Source organism: Vibrio mytili (assembly GCF_000830505.1).
In the GTDB taxonomy this organism is placed as follows: Bacteria; Pseudomonadota; Gammaproteobacteria; order Enterobacterales; family Vibrionaceae; genus Vibrio; species Vibrio mytili.
Window position 1 is genome coordinate 238871 of sequence record NZ_JXOK01000004.1, and the last position, 20011, is coordinate 258881.

A 20011-nucleotide genomic window follows, 5' to 3' on the forward strand; every position below is an offset into this window, starting at 1 on the left:
ATAAGCTGCCTTTGGGGCTAAGACATGAATGGACAATTAAGATTGACTGGTTTACCACCAAGCTTCGAACATCGCGCCGAAAGCAAGAGTATCCACATTTGTCGTTGAACCATCCGTTGTTTCAACATCACCTACTGTAGTGTAGAAGCGAAGCATTGGGCGGCTCCAAGGTAGACCACCTAGAGATAAGTTTTGAGAAAGTGTCGCTTTCCAACCGGTCACTTCTTTATCGTTGTCCCAGTCTTCCATTGCATAACCCGCTTCAAACCAAGTTGAGTGAACGTCAGTCCATTGGTATTGCGGACGCACGATAGCAGAGTATTCATTTTTCTCATCAGTATCGTTACCAGCGATATTTTTGTACGAGACAATGTAATCAATGATAAATTGACTCGATACGCCATAGTTACCTTCTAAACTGGTATATAGCACTTGCTTATCGCCTGCCAAATCAAACGCAGAATCGTCAGCACCATCAGCATACTTCACAAGGAGTTTGTTCGAACTGCCTAATCCTAGTACAGCACCTGCTTGCCATGAGTTTTCGTCTTTCTTATCATCGCCAGCTTCGTCAGAAGCAAAACCGTAGTTGAAGTAAAGATCAAGATTACCAATACCTGCATCAATACTGTGAAGTTTAGAAGTGATTGCGTAGACGCCTGTATCGTTGTTTAGACTGCCACCTTCCGCATCGACTTTACCGACAAAGCCCATGTCAAGTTTAGCACCGCCCAAGTTTAGGTTATTGAAACCCCCACCTTGACCATCGTGTGTGAATATAAAGTAATCGTTCAAACCTTGTTGTAAACGACCGTGGAAATCTCGACCAGCCCACATGTAAAGCTCTGGCTGGCTTTCAAATACGTTAGTGACACCAGCGTATGCTTTTTTCAAGCTCACACCACCATCAGAACCCCAGTCACGATGCGCCCACTCATCAATCATCACAACGAGGTTCCATTTAGCGCCACTGTCTGCTTGGAAAATTTTACCTAACTGGAATTCACCACCGTTAGCTTCGTTACCCAGACGGCCTACTGAGCGACCTGTACTACCCACATTAACATAACGGCTATCACCATCTGAATAATGCGCGCCATAACGAGCATAACCAGAGAACACAAGGCCTTCTGGTACTTTTGTTTCTGGAGTTAATACCGCTTGTTGTTGGTCATCAACATAGTCAAGCTGTACCGTTTTAGCTTCTAACTCTTGGATGCGTTTTTCTAAATCAGCAATAGTAGATTCAGCAGCAAATGCAGAGACAGAACTAAGAGAAGCGGCCACCGCTAAAGTTATTGGTAAGACTTTGAAGTTTTTCATCTTATTTCCCTGTTTTTTTATGTTTGTTTTTAATTCGATAAAATCTTAAGCAATGAAAGACTTGAAAACACATGTCGACTTCACATCCGAGAACAGAAGAAATCATCATGAAACAAACCAACAAACAGAAGAAGAAAAAACAAAATAACAATCAACAACTTAAATACATAATAGCAACAATTAAAATAATGAAATCGCTTTCTTTTCATGAGAAATGGAGAATTTTGTCACGAAATATAGCGGCAATATACGGCTAAAAAAGAACCCCTCTTTGAAACATTTCATAATCATGAAATATTCAAGAGGGGTTCTTAAATAACTCTTATTTAAAAGCTTTCTGTTATTAAAATTTGAATCTTATCCAAGTGGAAGATCGCCACCTAATGAGCATAATTATCCCTCGAACCCACTCGTCTAAAGCAATCGCCATCCATGCACCAAGAACACCATAGCCCCAGTGAATACCGAAAAGATAAGCACATAAAACGCCAATACCCCACATGCATACAATTCCAATTTGGACAGGGAATCGAACATCGCCAGCGCCTTTCAAGCCGGATATAAAAACCAAGTTAAACACCCGCCCTGCTTCCAAAATGATCGAGCCCAATAATAGTGACCCTGTCAAATAGAAGATGTCCGGTTGATCGGTAAATACCGAAACTATCGCTTCTCTAAAAAAGTAAATCGTACTCGCAGCAGTAATAGAAACCGCAAAGCTCACCAAGAAATAGATTTGAACGCGTTTAAGAATGCTTTCTATCCATCCTTTTCCTATATAGTAACCAGCCTGGATCTGAGTTGCTTGCCCTATGGCTAAAGCGAACGCAAACGAAAAACGGGCGATGTTCTGGGCGTAAGTAAAGGCAGCAAGTGAAGCCGTGCCCATTTGCACCACAAAATAAACAATCGCAATCTGAGCCATATTGTAAGAAAGGGATTCACCCGCATTCATGCCACCAATTTTAAGAATTCTGCTGTATACCGCTGGTGGAATTTGCCTTAGTGACCGCATAGGTAAGGAAATTGAACTTTTACTGAGTATCACTCCAAGAATCACCGTACCGAGTGCTTGGCTAATCACCGTGGCAATTGCAACGCCTTGCACGCCATAGACAGGCAAGCCAAAAGGTTGATATAGCGCGATGTAGTTACCAATGAGATTAATCAAACCACTGATCAAATTGACCACCATTGGCGAACGAGAGTAACCATAGCTACGCAAGATCGTCGTCAATGCAATACCAATCGTGACGTTGAACGTCATCGCGCCACTTATAATGAGATACTCTTTAGCGTACAGCTCTACTAACGCCTCAAGTCCATAAAAAGGTAGAAAATAGAATGCCCCCAGCACCGCAATCATACTCAACAACAGACCAACAGCGACAGAGAGCGCAATGCTAGCAACACCGACATCGGTCGAGTCTTGCGTTCGTTCAGAGCCATTGTATTGAGCTATTAGGATACCCGTTCCGCTACTCACGAACGTGGAAACAATAATCAGGAAAAACGACAACTGGGTAATGACACCAACCGCCGATACTGCTTTATCTGAATAACTTGAAAGCATGAATACATCACTGGTGCCTATTGCTGTTCTTAGCAGAATTTCCACTAAGATCGGCCACGTTAGAGCAACAATAGACATACGCTGATGAAGATTTTCGTTTTTGGACATCATTTTGACCTTGAAAAGAAATATGGAAACCGTCCCTGCATGAAACCGCGAGACATAGTCACTGGGCTAGATAAAAGCTTGGTAAACTCTAAACATACTCAAGTCACCTCAGGATGCTTGTTCAGCGAAAATTGATTCGCTCTTAGTAAGGCATTGATTTGAGTTTGATATCTTGGGGGTAATAAGAATATGATAGGGACTCACTACTTTCTACCAAAAACGCGACTGGAAAAAGGAAAATAGCGACATGAATACCACGTATCACCTGGAGCATCATCAACGATACCCTCATTTTAAATTTGCCTATCTCGACTGTTATCACGGCCAGGACTTTGGCTTACACAGGCATGACTATTCTGAACTCTTTTTAGTGATCAGCGGTAAAGGCAACCACTTAGTTTCGTCTTATGCTTATCCACTGAAGGCTGGTGATATCTTTGTGATCAATGGCAATATTGAACATGCGTTTCAAGATGTTGAGGACTTAAGGATTATTAACTTAATGTTTGAAGCGGGATCGCCATTTTTTGAGACGCCATCACTAAAACGACTTTCGGGCTACCAGGCGATGTTCAAAGTTGAACCTATCGCCCGTCAAAAGAATAAGTACAGAGCACAACTGACGTTAAATGACGAACAGTTGCCTATCGTGACTCAACTCATTCAAGCAATCGGCCACGAATATGAACAAGGCGAAACCGGTTTTGAAATGATGCTCACCAGTTTAATGCAGCAACTGGCTGTTACATTAGCTCGTATGTACCAGCAACAAACGCAAGACCTCCCTCAAACGACCATGGCATTAGGAAGAGCACTGATATTTATTGAACAAAATTTTACCAATATCAACTTGAATAGTCGTGATATTGCTCAAGCGGCTTTTACCAGCCAAAGGCAGCTAGAAAGACTGTTTAAACAATTCCTCAACACCTCCCCTAACCACTATTTACGAGAAATGCAGCTAAAGTATGCTTATGCACTGCTAACGAGTGGAAACGCCACTCAGATTCAAAAAGTTGCGGAACAATCGGGGTTTAGCGACAGTAATTATTTTTCCAAATGTTTTAAAAAGAAATATGCATTAAGCCCTCGCCAATATATGAAGCAAAGAATCAATCTCCAAACATAGATAGCTTAATTAACTGTAAATTTTCCTATCCGTAAACAACGAAGCACTTGTTCTTCAAAGCCTTCATCTAACGAATCAGCAATGATCTCAAGACGGCTTTCTGGGCAATCATCCAGCTCAAACTCCATCAGTCCGTCTTTCGTGAGATTGTAACCACAAATACCATTCCCAATGATCAAAACCGCTTTCCGACACTCTACTTTCAAGTCAACTAGCAGCAGTGAACCCAGTATCAATTTCCGTTTAGTCGTGAGTTGCTTATGCCGAGCAAGATAGATTTTTTTGCCTGATCCATAATCTCATCAATGCTCTTTATGTTTCGCATTTGTATAGATGACATCCAATGTAAGAAGTAATCGTCGATCAGGCTTATAAATGTGGCAGAGTACGCTCGGCACTGTTGATTACATTTATGCTCATAACTCTTCCTCCCAAACAGGAAATGGATCCGGTAACGACAGCCATGAGGCTTGACCCGCTGCGAACTCTTCGTCACTAAGTAGACAATCATCAAGTGCTTGTGTCATTGCTGTTTTATCTAATCCTTGCCCGATAAACACCAGCTCTTGGCGCATATCACCAAATGGCTCAACCCAAATGTCTTCTATAGATTTCAAATATTCAGGATCAGTTGGCCATTGCGTTTTGGGGATCGCTTTCCAAAACATACCAGCAAAACCATAGTCAGCGATTCCTCCAGCTTGGTTCCACTGTCCAGCAAATTCCGGACGGGATGCGAGCCAAAAATATCCTTTTGACCGAATTAACTTGCCAAAATGAGTTAGGTTGTGCAGCACCTGAAAGAATTTTTCCGGATGAAAAGGTCGACGAGCCCGATAACTAAAACTACTGATGCCATACTCTTCCGTTTCCGGTATGTGTTCGCCTCTAAGTTCTTTGAGCCACCCGGGCGATTGTTGTGCTCGCTCAAAATCAAATAGGCCGGTATCTAACACCTCCGAGATATCGACTTGCCCATTCTGTACCGCAACAATTCGTGCATCCGTATTTAGGGTTTTCAAAATCGCTTTTAAACGCTCAACTTCTTTAGTTTCAGCAAGATCCGTTTTGCTGATCAAAATCACATCTGCAAATTCAACTTGATCAATCAACAAATCAGAAACACTTCGATGGTCGTCTTCTCCTAGGTACTCACCCGTTTCCTGTAAAGATTGCGCCGCTTCATAGTCACGCAGAAAATTCATCGCATCGACTACGGTCACCATGGTATCTAACGTGGCGACATCTGACAGCGATACGCCATTGTCGTCGGCAAAAGTAAAGGTTTCAGCAACGGGAAGTGGCTCAGCAATACCCGTAGATTCGATAACCAGGTTGTCAAAGCGACCTTCCTTGGCCAGCTTGGTCACTTCGACTAGTAGATCTTCACGCAGCGTACAGCAAATACAGCCGTTGCTCATTTCTATCAACTTTTCTTCTTTATGATTCAACGACACCTCGTTTTTCACCGTTGCGGAATCAATATTGATTTCACTCATGTCGTTAACAATTACCGCGACCCGCTTACCGTCGCGATTATTAAGAATATGGCTTAACACTGTGGTTTTCCCCGCCCCGAGAAACCCCGAAAGCACCGTCACCGCAATTTTTTTCTGACTCATTTCACTCACTCCAAATTGATATTGTTATTATTGTATTAACGCTTTCGACGACTTGTTATTTATCGCGAACTTTCCAAATAATGCTCGATACGATAAATAGCCCAGTCACGATGAAGGCCACTACTGGGACTGTCGGTGTATCCTAAAATAAGGTCTTGACCAAATTTAGCGGTCCATGCCTATGCGAAAATCAACAGAGTGTTTAATCTCAACATGATTATCGCTTCGTCGAACCTTTGACCGCCCATACAGTTATGATACACCCTTGATAGAAATGTTATAACATAACACACAGAGTAATCAACTTTATGCCTTTGAGTCAGAAAAATTAGGCGAACGTTACGTTTAAACAAGCTCTACTTGGCGTTGTTATTCCTACGACAAGCGGTTTATGAACCACGAACAGGAGAAGTATCACGACACTCACCCGCCTTAAGCAGTGCTATCACTTGAGTGTAAGCGTTGAACTTCTTTCGATGATGAAGAAACGATGTAACCTGAGTGAATACACTTTTACTTGAATAACATAAGCATTAGGTTAGTTAATTACACTTAACCCTACATGAATTTTATTCACGTTGACTATAACAAAACTTCAATTGCACTCAGATGAATATCACGCAATCATTTAGCCATCTAGACGTATGCAAAATTAAGGCAATTTTATGTCGACGAACAATAATATTAATACCACCTCTACTCCTTTCTACGCAGACCAAGTTGGCAGCCTTCTTCGCAGTGCCACGTTAAAGACTGCACGTCTTCAGTACCAAAATAACGAAATTTCTTATCAAGATTTGGTTAGTGTTCAGCAGCAAGAAACGCGTCTGCACGTAGAGCAACAGATCAACGCAGGCTTAACAGCAATCACTGACGGGGAGTATTCGCGCGCATGGTGGCATTTTGACTTTCTAGAAGGCCTAAACGGTGTCGAAGGCTACACACCAGATGTGCCACTGAACTTTAAGGGTATAAAACCTAAAACCCACAGTATCAAGATTGTTGATAAAGTGTCATTTAATCCAGAGCATTCCTTCCTCAATGATTTTGAGTTTCTCGCTTCACTGTTAGATCCACGTGAGCATGTCGCCAAGCAAACAATTCCAAGCCCAAACATGCTCCTATTACGTGGCAAAAACGAATACGCATGCTATCAAAATAGTCGTGAACAATTCATTGCCGACCTCGCCAAAGCATACCAAGATGCGATTCAAGCATTTTATGAGAAAGGCTGTCGTTACCTTCAACTTGACGATACCGCATGGGCCTCATTCTTATCGGACGAAGGGATCTCCGGTCTCGAAGCACTTGGCTATAACACTCAAGAGTTACTCGTAGACTTTGAACAGCTTCTCAACGAATCAATCAAACATAAACCGCAAGATATGCTGATTACCATGCACATCTGCCGTGGAAACTTTCGTTCAACCTATTTCGGCTCGGGCAGCTACGACGCCGTTGCAGAAACCATTTTCGGTAAGCTTAATGTCGACGGTTTATTCCTTGAGTTCGATGACGAACGTTCCGGCGGTTTCGAAGGGTTGCAGCATGTAAAACGCGATGATTTGTTCGTAGTGCTTGGCTTAGTGACATCAAAAACACCTGAACTTGAAGATAAAGAAGCTATCAAAGCTCGCATCAATGAAGCGTCAAAATACCTTCCGTTAAACCAACTTCGTCTCAGTCCACAATGTGGCTTTGCCTCAACAGAAGAAGGCAATGTTCTATCGGAGCAAGAACAATGGAACAAGCTTAAACATGTCGTCGATATCGCCAAAGAGGTTTGGCAATAATCAGCGCTACTGACCATGATTTGAGGACAGGGAAATGTAGCAAAAAGGGTCAGACTGAGACTCTGCCCCTTTTGACTGAAATGCATTAAGAAATAGGCATTAAATTAAATTGTGTGAAAGTGGCTCTAAGCCAGGTTACATCCGCTTTAAAGGCTTAACCACGTTATCTAGGCCTTCAATTTTCAAGACTAAACATAACTTAAGCAAATCTCCCCAACTCTCCGCTGGGCCAGCCTTTTTATCGAGCCATAAAATAACAAATGTCTTTGGGAATTTTCTTTCGTTTCATTACTGTAACTCATTTGTGCCCCTTTATCAGTTAGGGCAAAAGCTCATTCATATGTTATTCATCTACTTTTAACTTACTAAACCTAATTGTACTGCGTAAGCAGCATTCTACCCTCCACATACACAAGTAATAATCACATAACAAGCTAATATTGCTTGAGTTGCATAATGGATACGAGCAAGATAGACCGAAAGCAAAGGCGGAAAAACTCCGTCTGAAAAGCGTTAGCTTATTCCCAAACCTAATATTTAAATCGGAGATAGAAAAAATGAACTTAGAGGTTATCAACCACCTAATTGATAATGAGCATTATATTATGGAAAAAGCTGCTGACTGTGGTTTGGATGGCAGTATTAGCTTAATTGTTGCTCAAATATTGAGAGGTAATAATGGCGAGTTATCGTCAATTAAGGGCAAACAAATTTACCATTATGAAAACGTAATTCGCCCTTTGCTTGAAGAAGTTGTTTGTGAAGGGCCAATAGGTTTCGTAGAGGACGAAGATGGTAACTATGAATCATCATGTATCAATGGTGGTATTGTTGATGATGAATCTTTATACCAAGCATATTTAGAAGAAGATTTTAAGTGCCAAACTTGTCGCTATGATGCAGAGAAGATGCATTAATAATGCTAGCAAACACTTCAAGAGGGACAGCCAACGCATGGCACTTTCAGTTCAAATGAGCAATTTTGCTTACGGCTGTTATGGCTGAGTTCCGTGGTTGTACGTTGTCTGCCTCTTAAGCGGACGTTATGTGATAAGGTAAATATGTCGTACAAGTTTGAAGATTGGCGAAATCGCTATTCAGAGCGTTCTGATTTATCAACTGGGCTGGTTCATTTAACACGAGCAACGGACAATGCGGCTGTTGCTGAACTTATGTTTAAAATACTGACGGAACGTACATTAAAAGGTAGCTCCACTGAGCAAGGTTTTATCGTTGGCAAACACACCGCAGTTTGTTTTCAAGACGCACCTTTGAGTTCAGTTTGTCAGAACACTTGGTTTGAGCAAAAACTTAGGACAAGCGGTCATACGAACAAAACAAGATATCATCCTTGCGGTTTCATGTTCTCAAAGCAAAAGATTTATACGAGTGGTGGTCGTCCTGTGATTTACGACAAAACTGCTGAAGCCAAGAAATACTTACCAGAGTCAGAATGGTGGCGTATTGTTAACTTTGATCTTTCAAATCCAGACTTCATCATTGACTGGACGCATGAGCGTGAATGGAGAGTCAAAGGTGACTTTGAGTTTGACGTTGATGAAGTAACATTACTTTTTACCAAGAGTACAACTTATAAGGCTTTTATTGAACTCTGTGATAAAAATGACCAACCTTTCTACAAGGTAGTTGCGGGAGTTATAAATATGCAAAATATCTTGTTCTAGAAATTGTCCATACAAACAGTTTAAGAGTGACTCCCCACGCTTGGCAATTTTGGTTTGGGTCTAGTTTAGTGTTTACGGCGTTCAATTTTAGTATCGTGGTAGCGTGGCTCATTCCTTAATTCGGCGTTAAGTGCCTAGGAGGATGTTTGAAGTTTATACGGCAATTTTGGATTTTTATCCTAACTGCGACAATAGTATTGTTGTCGTTGTACTTTGTTAATTTTAACGTGGTACACATTCCTTTATTCTCTGAAAAACAACAAGATTGGGCAAGTTTTGGTTCATATATTGGGGGTACACTTGGCTCCTTATTAGCGTTCTTAGCTTATTTGGGAATCAGAGAACAACTTTCAGAGCAACGCAACTCAATAAAGAAACAGGCTCGAGATAAGGCATTTGATGAACACGTAACTAGGATCAAAGAGAGCTTAGAACGCACCAATCAACTGTCTATCGAGAGTATGCTGCCAATTGAAAAGCATTTAGGTATTGAATTGGCTTTCTGTTTGGATAGTGAGCTTCAAAAGGTTTCTGAACAAGCTGAGCCAATTTATATTTTAGATGATGTCATCCACGCTTCACGGTTGATACAAAGTGCGGAATATATCTTTAGACGGTATCTATATCTGATTGAGCAATCAGCTAAAGATTTGAGTGAAGCCTGCCCATTAGATGAGCATAGGTGGAGTGCTGTTGTGACTTGGAGGTTGTTTCAGAAAAGAGCTAAGCTGCTTAACTATCTAGCACTGAAAGCAGAGCAAGAGCTGCTCGCTCCTAACCCTGAAATGTATAAACATGAGTATCAGGAAATACTGATGGCATTAGGGGCATATGAAAACTGGGAACGAGACTGGAAAACGATGGGTATAGGGTTTTAATTGACACGGCACTTAACAAATTGCTCAAGAGTGACGGCTAACCTTTGGCATTTTTGGTTTGGTTGAGTATGGTGATTACGGTGGCTTTGATTGGTTTTCGTGGTGTTAGCCGCACCTTAGCAAGGCGTTACTTTCCCATACCTCACCTAATCCGTTACATCCTAATTGAGCAATATAACTGACAAGGTTATGTCCAAAGGTGTGCTGACGAGGCATGTAACACGATAACGTTCTGACATGCCTAAGGTAAAATCTGTTCGCTGACTTAGTATCACCCTGAGGAATTACATCCGTTTCAAAGGTTTAACCACACTGTCTAACCCCTCAATTTTGAGAGCTAAACACAGCTTGAGCAAATCGCCTAGTTCACCACTCGGCCAGCCTTTTTTATCGAACCACAGTAAATACTCTTCTGGTAAATCAATAAGCACTCTTCCTGCATACTTACCGAAGGGCATCTGCATTCTCGCCAGTTTTATCAAGTTTTCTTTTTCTAACATAAGATTATCTGTTCAGGTGCGTTAGCAATGTTGTTTACTATTATACCCAAACCATCTGGATAGTTCTCCTGCATGATATTCCCATCCAATGTTCTCTTTATGCTAGAGTACGCGACATTAAGAACGAGTTATGAGAATAAAATGAAGTCACCTTGTCGTGCCGCATGCAAGAACAATGGCGGTATCTGTTCTGGTTGCCATCGGACAATTACAGAAATTATTCAATGGAAAGATAAAACGGATGAGCAGCGAGACGAGCTCATCGAGCAGATCACAGGTAACGACTCAACACATGACTGTCCTGAGTGTGGTAGCCAATCTCACTGCGATATCGAGGCAGGGAAAGAAACCTGCTGGTGCTTTGACGTTGAATCCAGAGAGCTACCAAAACCACAACAAGGGCAAAAATGCCTTTGCCGTAAATGCTTAGAGAAGAAGCCTATCGAATAATAAATTTTACCCAAACAACCCATGTATGGCCGTTGTTTGGGTAGAAACGTTTACTTCACCGCCAGTGCTTGGGCATCGAACTTCACACCATCCCACCCTGTTACCATAAAATTACGAATATTCTGATGGTCGTTGTTATCTGGGTGTTGTAAGACATCCTCACGGTAAAAACGACCAAAGCAAGCTAACGTCGCATCCTTGTCCAAACCGTTGAGTAAACCAAACGCAAAGATCTTACACGAACCATTATTCTCTCCGGCACCATTTTGTATCTCGCCGTTTATAAAAGACGTTGGCGTGAAATCGTAATTTGCCTCAATGACCGCGATTGTGGTTTCAAATTCGATTTTCTCTGGTTGTGACGCAAGTGCATCCAAAAATTGTTTCAGTTCCATGTAAATTCCAAATCCTCTTGCCACTGCTCTGTTTCGAACAACAAGTGACATATATGTTTCATAAAAAGCTAATACAAAGGTCATGAATAATACATACATTCAATGCGTTAACAAAATACGCTCAAGTCAATGCACCAACGTCTTTTACTCAAAAACCTGAATAATTATTCCATGCATTGAACTCTGTTGCATCAACTCAATTAGGAAAAACCATGAACACAACCGTTAAGGCAATCAGAGTATTCGCTCTTTCTTCCCTCGCCATTGCATGTAGTGTGCAAGCCGAAGAGGCAAACACAACGTACAGTTTACAATGTAAACCGACTAACGCACCGACTTCAACAGGAGTCCCCCTTAAGGGTCTAACGTTTGTCGGCACTTCAGTGGCAAGTTCGCCTTTTAACACTTCAGCGGCAGAGATTGTTACCTACGATGCGTGTACTGATAAGCTTTATGTAGTAAATGCGCAAGCACAACGCGTTGATGTGTTAGAAATGGATGACAATAGCGTACCTTCATCAAACACCTACATTGACTTAACAAGCGCTGGGAAATCAGCCGGGGTTGAGATCGGCGCCGCGAACAGTGTGGCGGTCAATGGTGGTCTCATCGCGGTTGCGATAGAAAACAGCAACAAACAACACAACGGCATCATAGCACTATACCGTTCGGACTCCCTTGAGCTCATCACAACCTATCCTGCTGGTGCACTACCAGATATGGTGGGCTTCTCTAAAGACGGTCGTTACATTGCGACCGCCAATGAAGGCGAACCCAATGGCGACTACAGCGTCGATCCTGAAGGTAGCGTCACGCTCATTGATCTAAGTACAGGCGTAAAAAGTGCGCAAGTGACTCAAATCGGCTTCAATGAGTTTGATAAAGGCAGGAAAAACGAACTACCAGAACATGTCCGCATTTCTGCGCCAAACGCAAGTGTTGCGCAAGACCTTGAGCCAGAATACTTAACGTTTGGAGCGAATGGAAAAATCTATGTCGCCTTACAGGAAAACAACGCCTTGGCGATCATCAACCCAGAAAGCAAATCTGTAGAGAAGATCGTCGCCTTAGGTGAGAAATCGTGGTCAGACTCTAAATTAGATGCATCAAACAAAGACAAAACCGTTGGTAACTTCAAAAGCTATCCTCAATTGGTCGGCTTATACATGCCAGATACGTTAGATAGCTATACGGTTAATGGGAAAACTTACATCGTCTCTGCTAACGAAGGTGATGGCCGTGAATACGGATTTACAACCACTCAAGAGCTGTGCGATCAAAAAGGCTTTAAGTGGGATGAAGATGACTACGCGGGTAGCGATGATTACGCCAGTAAACAAGGTACCTGTCTAAGCCATGTTGATGAAGTCCGAGGGAAAAAGCTTAACGTGGAGAGTGCTCACCCTCTTGCAGACGCGCTCAAGGACAACGACCAATTGGCACGTCTTAAAGTAATCAAGCCAGAAAAGACGTTGTCTGCCAACGAGAATGTACAGGCTTTTGGCGCGCGATCTTTCTCCATTTGGGATGAGAATGGCAAACTTGTTTTTGATAGTGGTGATGAATTTGCAACGTTCGCTTACCAAAATCAAGGTCAAAACTTTAACAGCACCAACGACAACAATAGCAGTGGTGATGACCGCAGCGATGATAAGGGGACGGAACCAGAAGCGATTGAAATTGCGCATATCAACAACCGCGACTACGCCTTTATTGGCCTGGAGCGCCAAGGCGGAATCATGGTTTACGATATTACCATTCCTGAGCAAGCTAAGTTCCTGCACTATGTTAATCACCGTGATTACGGCCAGCCTGTCTGCACCGAAGTTGACGACGGTGAATGTGCGAACGATACCTACAACCCAAAAGCAGGCGATTTAGGTCCGGAGTCGATCCATTACTTTACTCGCAATGACCATCACTTTATTGCGGTAGGCAATGAGGTATCGGGTACTACCTCTGTATATCGAATAGAATTCTAAGACGACAACAAATACGTAAAAAAACCACGCCCGCGTCGGTATGCGGCGTGGTACTTTGCTCTATGAGGGCAATACTATATCAGCTCATCGCACTTGGACGCACAGATAAAGTCATTCTTGTGTAACCCCTTAATCGAGTGACTCCACCATGTTACCGTCACCTTCCCCCACTCTAATAGAATTGATGGATGGTGAAACTCCTCTTCAGCCAACTCAGCTATCTGGTTGGTGAATGCCCAAGCTTGCTTAAAGTTCTTAAATTTATACACCTTCTCGAGTTGAGAAATGCCGTCTCTGTCTAGGATTTTCCAGTCTGACAGTTGCAGAAGTAGAGACTGTTGTTCCTCTGTATTTAAGGCGATGGCGTCGAGGCTACAAGCTTCGCATTTTTGTTCATTCAACATGAGCGGGTTCCTTTGGTTCAAAGAGTGGAGGAAGCAAACCAGCGTCAATCGCGAGATCGGCTTGCTTTAAAAGATTTAACTGGCTAATGCGATACAATTGTGAAAAATCATCTATCACATAATACTTGGGCTGCATGATATCGATCCGATAAGGCGTTCTTAACACCGTTTGTAAGTCGAATTCCTCACGAATCGCCTCATCGCTTTCCAATGCGTAGATGGTTTCCCCCGGAGAAGACAAAATACCTCCTCCGTATATTTTTGTACGGTTACCTTCTTTAACCAGGCCAAACTCAACCGTAAACCAATATAGACGGGCGAGATAGGCTCTCTGCTTAGACGTTGCCGCTTGACCGAGTTGCCCATAGTGTTCAGTAAATGCAGCAAAATCGGGATTGGTTAACATCGCACAGTGACCAAATATTTCGTGGAAAAAATCGGGTTCCTGTAAATAATCGAATTCCTCACGACTGCGAAGAAACGTAGCGACAGGGAATCGTTTGTTACCTAACAGATTAAAAAATCGATCGAAGTCAATGAGCGCAGGCACAGGCTCTACCTGCCAGCCTGTTGCCTCCTTCAACACTTTGTTTACTTCAGGGAGCTGGGGGACACGATCGGTTGGCAAGTTAAGCAACGCCAAACCGTGTAGATACGCATCACAAGCACGATCTTGAATCACACTCATTTGTCGGCTGACCAGATCGCGCCAAATCGCGTCTTCCTCTGGGCTCCATTCAACCTTCCCTTCCTGGTTGACAGGCTTAGAATGATACTGAGTCATGGCACACCTCGATTAACAATCCTTTTACATAAAGCCTATCCGGACTCATTGCAGCTTCCAATCCCATTGCGTCACTCTTAGCGCCTTCGCGCTGTAACATATTGTTTACAAAACTCTGTAACATCATGATTTTATTGACAGTCAATAAATTATCGCAAGTTTGACTTTATTAGATAATCCTCTCACACTTAACTTGTTAGCATTTTGTTATGAGAAGGGCAGAGGGACAATGCGCCAAAGCAATAAAGTATGGCAACCGAGCGAAAATCGTATCGACGAAGCCAACCTGACCCAGTTTATTGAACACGTAAACAAGCAGGGCAATAACATCCGAAGCTATTCGGAGTTACATCAATGGTCTTTGGACAATACCGAACAATTTTGGCAAGAGGTATGGTTGTTTTGTGACGTCATTGGTAACCCAGGTGATACAGTAAAAATTCAGGGAGACAGCAAATGGCAACAACCCATAGTGAATCGGGATACGATTTGGTTTCCTGACGCTCATATCAATTATGCCGAAAATTTGCTTAGCTTTGCGTACCAAAAGCCTGACGATTTAGCCATTTGGTTTGAAAACGAGCAAGGAGAAAAGCAAACCTATACGTGGCAATTGCTCTGCGATGAGGTATCCAGTGTTCAACAATGGCTCAAAGAATGTGACATCAAACCAGGAGATGTCGTAGCTGGATACCTGCCCTACCTACCCCAGACCATTGTCGCGATGTTAGCCACCACAAGTTTAGGTGCAACCTGGACATCAACGTCACCGGACTTTGGTGTTGACAGTGTTTTGGAAAGATTTGGCCAAGTAAAACCAAAAGTCCTATTTATCTGTGATGGCTATACGTTCAACGGTAAAACGTTCGACATGACAGATAAAAACCACAAGCTTGCAGAAAACCTACAAGGGCTTAAGCAAGTTTGTCAGATTAGTAACCTAAAGCCACATATATGCGAATGCGATGTATGTACTCAAGATTGGCAGAACGTCCTCAATCAATATTCGCCAGAATCTGTCTTTTTTCATCGCGGCCGTTTCAATGATCCATTGTTTATTCTCTACTCCTCTGGAACGACGGGAAAACCCAAGTGCATCGTTCACTCGGTTGGTGGCACCATCATTAACCATGTAAAAGAGCATCAACTGCATTGCGATGTGCAACCGAATGATCGAGTGTTTTATTACACAACGTGTGGTTGGATGATGTGGAACTGGCACGTATCCGCATTGGCAAGTGGCGCTTGCTTAGTCATTTTTGATGGTAGCCCAATCTACCCGAGCCACAAAGTACTTTGGACATTAGCGCAAAAGGCACAAGTCACTTTGTTTGGCACTTCCGCTAAGTACCTAGAAGCGATGGAAAAAGTAGGCTACTCACCGAAAGACAGCGATGATTTTCCATCACTGAAAACCATCTGCTCGACGGGCTCTGTCCTATTTCCCGAACAATTTGATTACGTGTACCGGCACATAAAAGAAGACGTTCATTTAGCGTCTATTTCTGGGGGTACGGACATATGTGGCTGCTTTGTTCTAGGTAACCCTATTTCTCCTGTTTATCGCGGAGAGTGCCAGGGCGCTGGATTAGGGGTGGATGTCAAAGTATTCAACCCGCAAGGTCACAGTATTGTCGGTGAACGTGGCGAACTGGTATGTGTTAATAGCATTCCCAACTTTCCATCCCAATTCTGGAATGACTTCGGTGAGCGCTACCACCATGCGTATTGGGACAAGTTTCATAATGTTTGGCATCATGGGGATGACGTCGAAGCAACCGAAACGGGTGGCTATATTTTCTATGGTCGCAGTGACACAACGCTAAATCCGGGTGGTGTACGAATAGGCACCTCTGAAATTTACCAGCAAGTCAATGCAATAGATGGCATTGTAGATTCGATTGCCGTGGGCAAAGAAATCGATAGAAATGAACAGATCTGGCTGTTTGTTCAGCTCGCAGACAGCGAGACATTGAGTGATGAATTAATTGCGAAGATCAAAACACAACTGAAACTTTCCTGCTCTCCTCGACACGTACCGAGTGCGATTTTTGCTATCAGTGACATACCGAAGACTCGGTCAGGAAAGCTCGTGGAACTCGCCGTTAAGCAAGTGATCAATGGCAGAGACGTTGATAACCTTGGTTCAATAGCCAATGCACATGTGTTAGATGAAATAAGAGCACGAATCTAGGCGTAGATCATGTTCGGGATTTAGCCTGGGTGTTAACGATAAGTAGACGTTAAAGACAACAAAAAGCGAGCGTTAAATCGCTCGCTTTTGGTTAATGTTCATTATTCAAAACTTTTGCTGGGGCGATATCTACGCCTGACTCTGTAGTCAAAACGCAATGCTTATCGCCTTAGCGACGACCAATACCCATTACAACCGCTATCGTTTGAGTATCTGAGGTAATGTCAAATACCTTTTTTGCTTCTACTTCTGAAAAGCCCGCTTTTTTCAGCGCTTGCTCAGAGCGAGCAACGGTAAAACCTTCACTTTCTGGATCCGCCGCCCAGTCGAAGTGCACAAAGTAACCACCGCAATTGAGGATAGAAAGTGCAATTTTTAAAGAAGCGTCCAAATCATCGACAAAGGCTAGAACTGACGAGGCGACCACAAGATCAAACTGGCCGCGAAACGCCGGATGCTGCGCGACTAAACCTCTCGACAGCACGTCTACGACCGGTTCTACGTTAGCAAGCTCTTTCTTGTCTAACTCTTCAATCATACTTTCTGATGCATCTAGCGCCACGATATCTTTTACAATCGGTGACAATAATTGGCTTAACTGTCCTGTCCCGCATCCAAAGTCTAGCACCTTAAGACCATTAAGCTGAGTTAATCGTTGTAACTGCTCAAATACTGACTGCGCAAATTTCTCTGTTGCTGGATTGGATTCCCAGTTTTTTGCTAAGCCGTCCCAATCTTGTGCCATCGTGGCCTCCATGTTCACTTCTTATGCCCCACATATCACCGTTAGACGTCAAGGTACTCACTAGCGCCTTGAGACTGTATAGGGTACCCCAAAATCGTTAAAAGGCCATAGACTTATCTGGCGAATTACTGTTTTTTTCGATAATCTTTCACAGCTTTGAGAGCACAGCGACACGCTGCTCTTCTTTCATATAAATTTTATTTTTGGTTATGTTAAATCATGAACTTAGCTCAAGTAGAAGCTTTTTGCGTTATTGCCGATTGTGGCTCCGTTTCGGAAGCCGCACGCCACCTTGAATGCAATCGAACCAAACTCAGCATGTCAGTTAAGGCGCTAGAAAAAGACCTTGGCGTTGAATTGTTTGTACGAACAGGGAATCAATTAACGCTGTCAGAAGCGGGCAAAGCGGTGTACAAAGATTGTGAGTACCTGTTGGTCACTGCGCAACGTATCCGTAAAACATGCGCTCAGGTTACTGAAGGCTTTAACGCAGAAGTCTGGGTAGCTCGTGATGACTCACTCCCTGATGACCTTTGGCAGGAGCTTTCGCATAAACTGAATAATCGCTACCCTTCTACGGCCTTTAACCTCATTTTGGCCTCTAGCGGTGACTTAGCCAACTTAGTGGTAACACAGCAAGTCGACTTCGCGTTTGGTGTTGACTATGAAAGAGTCGACGACCCGCATATTGTTTATAACCCTCTCGGCAAAATTCGTATGATGTCAGTTTGCAGTGCAGAGCACCGACTAAGTAAAATGCGCCGTGTATCCGACGAGGATTTACGCAGTCAAATGCAAGCACTGATGGTCTACTTGAATGAAAAAGACAATCCAGAATTACAACCTTTTTCAACACGTTACATTGGCTTTTCTAGCTTCGATTACATGCTAAATACCATTTTGGAAGAAGATGCCTGGGGGGTGTTGCCTGAACCACTCATCCGCCATTATTTACGTCAACAAAAACTGGCAGTCATTAAACACACTTACGGTTTAACGCAAGAAGATTACTGTATGTTCGCGCCTAATGGCCAAATCGAGCACCCAGCAATGACTTGGTTAGCTGATAAACTCAGTGATTATTTATTTGACTTCTAACTATTTCGCACTGACTGTCAATATTACTGACACCACAAATCTCACATAACTAGCTGTTTTTAAACAAATTAAATTAAACCACTCCTAATTCACTTGCTAAAAATAAAGTTAGTAGTTGCCTTAATTACCCCTAGCGACAAGAATACTGGGTAATAATACAACCAGGCATCTTTTATGTGTGACAGAACAAGTAAAAACGAAAACCACGTGCTCACTACCTCAGCCCTTTTAGCTTCGGGCTTTGCGGTCATGGGCATGGTTCTTGGCTTGGCTGTCGGCTCCATTGTCATCGTATTTGACGGTGTATATTCTTTGGTTAGCTTACTGTTAACATTATTGTCACTGGCCGCCTCTTACTACATCAACAAGCCTTCTAAATCAGTATTTCCTTTTGGAAAAGCGGTCTTAGAGCCTATCGTCATCGCGATCAAAGCCATCGTTATATTGATTGTGGTTTTGTTTTCTTTGTATTCTGCGCTCTCTGCGATTATGTCTGGTGGTCGAGAAGTTGATGCGTCTGCTGCTACCCTGTTCGGCATCGTGAATGTGTTAGGTTGTGGCTATGCGTGGTGGTTTATGGCTAAACGGAGCCGCCATTTTTCATCGGGCTTGATTGAGGCAGAGAAAAAGCAGTGGCAAATGGATACGCTACTCAGCGTTGCGGTTACACTTGGCTTTGTTTCGGCTTGGCTAGTATCGATATCTCCATTTTCCGAGTATGCTGTCTATGCCGACCCAATGATGATGATTCTTATGGGCTTTTATTTCCTTAAAGTTCCATTTGATATGCTGTGCGGAGCATTGCGTGAACTACTTATGATGGCTCCGAGTAAAGAGTTGTGCCAAGTGGTCGGGCACGATGTATTAGAAATAAACAAAGCCTCTGACCATCAGTTAAAAGTCGCGGGAATCACTAAAGTGGGGCAAGAACTACGAGTAAATATCGATCTGCGCGTTGACAATGACACGCTTGAGTTAGAAACGTTAGAGCAAACAAGACATCAGTTAACTAAGCGCCTGTCCAAGCACAAGTTTAAATTGCAGTTGCAATTAAACGTGGCGACTTTTTAGACCTTCTTTATTCCAAATCCCCTATCTAAGCTAAGCGACTAATTGGGCGCTTAGCTTTCCCCAATAATCTCACGCCGCCTCTTGGTATTTTTATTCTGCCGTTTGTTCTTTGATTACTACTCAACAGGAGATTAAAGCAATCAAGTTCATCCTAGGGCCTGTCAAAAGCAATGATTAACCCGACTTCAGATAATAAGTGCGACATTCAATGTGGTATTTTATTAAAGTGAAATTAAAAACCATACTCAAAGAGTGCTCTGGTGCTTGAACTGTATAG

At 42.9% G+C, this 20011-nt stretch carries 19 protein-coding genes and 1 pseudogene; 10 read left to right on the forward strand and 10 right to left on the reverse strand.

Annotated features, from left to right (window positions below):
• Window positions 1–51: 51 nt before the first annotated feature.
• Both SU60_RS01550 and SU60_RS01555 read right to left on the reverse strand, forming a co-directional pair.
• Window positions 52–1323, reverse strand: a complete 1272-nt coding sequence (locus SU60_RS01550; RefSeq protein ID WP_041153997.1) for a carbohydrate porin — start codon at window positions 1321–1323, stop codon at window positions 52–54.
• Window positions 1324–1666: 343 nt separating this feature from the next.
• Entirely contained in the window at window positions 1667–3007 is a 1341-nt protein-coding gene (locus SU60_RS01555; RefSeq protein ID WP_415679408.1) for an MATE family efflux transporter, read from the reverse strand.
• Window positions 3008–3251: 244 nt separating this feature from the next.
• On the opposite strand from SU60_RS01555, the gene SU60_RS01560 reads away from it, so the two are divergent.
• A complete protein-coding gene (locus SU60_RS01560; RefSeq protein WP_041153999.1) occupies window positions 3252–4133 on the forward strand; it encodes a helix-turn-helix domain-containing protein in 882 nt (293 codons plus the stop codon).
• Between the two features lie 5 nt (window positions 4134–4138).
• On the opposite strand, the gene SU60_RS21890 is transcribed toward SU60_RS01560, so the two are convergent.
• Both SU60_RS21890 and zigA read right to left on the reverse strand, forming a co-directional pair.
• Entirely contained in the window at window positions 4139–4312 is a 174-nt protein-coding gene (locus tag SU60_RS21890; protein ID WP_164833020.1) for a hypothetical protein, read from the reverse strand.
• A 237-nt stretch (window positions 4313–4549) separates the two neighbouring features.
• Complete coding sequence (gene zigA / locus SU60_RS01570; protein WP_041154001.1) at window positions 4550–5755, reverse strand: zinc metallochaperone GTPase ZigA; 1206 nt, start codon at window positions 5753–5755, stop codon at window positions 4550–4552.
• A gap of 665 nt (window positions 5756–6420) precedes the next feature.
• Here zigA and SU60_RS01575 point away from each other — a divergent pair.
• Window positions 6421–7548 (forward strand): 5-methyltetrahydropteroyltriglutamate--homocysteine S-methyltransferase, encoded by a 1128-nt coding sequence (locus tag SU60_RS01575; RefSeq protein ID WP_209419656.1) that lies wholly within the window; start codon window positions 6421–6423, stop codon window positions 7546–7548.
• 135 nt (window positions 7549–7683) lie between these two features.
• Here SU60_RS01575 and SU60_RS21105 read toward each other — a convergent pair.
• Window positions 7684–7806 (reverse strand): annotated as a pseudogene (locus tag SU60_RS21105) (putative quorum-sensing-regulated virulence factor); the annotation flags it as partial.
• Window positions 7807–7988: 182 nt separating this feature from the next.
• On the opposite strand from SU60_RS21105, the gene SU60_RS01580 reads away from it, so the two are divergent.
• The 3 genes from SU60_RS01580 to SU60_RS01590 all read left to right on the forward strand — a co-directional run bounded on the left by SU60_RS01580 (window position 7989) and on the right by SU60_RS01590 (window position 10111).
• Complete coding sequence (locus SU60_RS01580; protein ID WP_245228332.1) at window positions 7989–8465, forward strand: hypothetical protein; 477 nt, start codon at window positions 7989–7991, stop codon at window positions 8463–8465.
• Window positions 8466–8720: 255 nt separating this feature from the next.
• Window positions 8721–9233, forward strand: a complete 513-nt coding sequence (locus tag SU60_RS01585) for a hypothetical protein (protein WP_245228333.1) — start codon at window positions 8721–8723, stop codon at window positions 9231–9233.
• A 146-nt stretch (window positions 9234–9379) separates the two neighbouring features.
• A complete protein-coding gene (locus SU60_RS01590) occupies window positions 9380–10111 on the forward strand; it encodes a hypothetical protein (RefSeq protein WP_245228334.1) in 732 nt (243 codons plus the stop codon).
• Between the two features lie 284 nt (window positions 10112–10395).
• Here SU60_RS01590 and SU60_RS01595 read toward each other — a convergent pair whose 3' ends face one another.
• Window positions 10396–10611 carry a DUF3820 family protein gene (locus SU60_RS01595; RefSeq protein ID WP_005375557.1) on the reverse strand — a complete coding sequence of 72 codons (216 nt, stop codon included), beginning with the start codon at window positions 10609–10611 and terminating at the stop codon, window positions 10396–10398.
• Window positions 10612–10752: 141 nt separating this feature from the next.
• Between SU60_RS01595 and SU60_RS01600 the strand changes: the two genes are divergently transcribed.
• On the forward strand, window positions 10753–11061 hold the full coding sequence (locus SU60_RS01600) for a cysteine-rich CWC family protein (protein WP_041154004.1): 309 nt from the start codon (window positions 10753–10755) through the stop codon (window positions 11059–11061).
• Between the two features lie 50 nt (window positions 11062–11111).
• On the opposite strand, the gene SU60_RS01605 is transcribed toward SU60_RS01600, so the two are convergent.
• Entirely contained in the window at window positions 11112–11456 is a 345-nt protein-coding gene (locus SU60_RS01605; protein ID WP_041154005.1) for a HopJ type III effector protein, read from the reverse strand.
• A 212-nt stretch (window positions 11457–11668) separates the two neighbouring features.
• Here SU60_RS01605 and SU60_RS01610 point away from each other — a divergent pair, with 212 nt between their 5' ends.
• Window positions 11669–13438 (forward strand): choice-of-anchor I family protein, encoded by a 1770-nt coding sequence (locus SU60_RS01610; protein ID WP_041154006.1) that lies wholly within the window; start codon window positions 11669–11671, stop codon window positions 13436–13438.
• Window positions 13439–13512: 74 nt separating this feature from the next.
• Here SU60_RS01610 and SU60_RS01615 read toward each other — a convergent pair whose 3' ends face one another.
• Entirely contained in the window at window positions 13513–13842 is a 330-nt protein-coding gene (locus SU60_RS01615; RefSeq protein WP_041154007.1) for a 4a-hydroxytetrahydrobiopterin dehydratase, read from the reverse strand.
• Window positions 13832–14626, reverse strand: a complete 795-nt coding sequence (phhA, locus tag SU60_RS01620; protein ID WP_041154008.1) for a phenylalanine 4-monooxygenase — start codon at window positions 14624–14626, stop codon at window positions 13832–13834. The genes SU60_RS01615 and phhA overlap by 11 nt, the downstream gene beginning before the upstream one ends.
• Window positions 14627–14855: 229 nt before the next feature.
• Here phhA and SU60_RS01625 point away from each other — a divergent pair, with 229 nt between their 5' ends.
• Window positions 14856–16820 carry an acetoacetate--CoA ligase gene (locus SU60_RS01625; RefSeq protein WP_041154009.1) on the forward strand — a complete coding sequence of 655 codons (1965 nt, stop codon included), beginning with the start codon at window positions 14856–14858 and terminating at the stop codon, window positions 16818–16820.
• A gap of 169 nt (window positions 16821–16989) precedes the next feature.
• Here SU60_RS01625 and SU60_RS01630 read toward each other — a convergent pair whose 3' ends face one another.
• A complete protein-coding gene (locus SU60_RS01630; protein ID WP_041154010.1) occupies window positions 16990–17565 on the reverse strand; it encodes a class I SAM-dependent DNA methyltransferase in 576 nt (191 codons plus the stop codon).
• Between the two features lie 219 nt (window positions 17566–17784).
• On the opposite strand from SU60_RS01630, the gene SU60_RS01635 reads away from it, so the two are divergent.
• Entirely contained in the window at window positions 17785–18663 is an 879-nt protein-coding gene (locus SU60_RS01635) for a LysR family transcriptional regulator (protein ID WP_041154011.1), read from the forward strand.
• Window positions 18664–18837: 174 nt separating this feature from the next.
• Complete coding sequence (locus SU60_RS01640; RefSeq protein WP_041154012.1) at window positions 18838–19734, forward strand: cation efflux transmembrane domain-containing protein; 897 nt, start codon at window positions 18838–18840, stop codon at window positions 19732–19734.
• Window positions 19735–20011 lie beyond the last annotated feature (277 nt).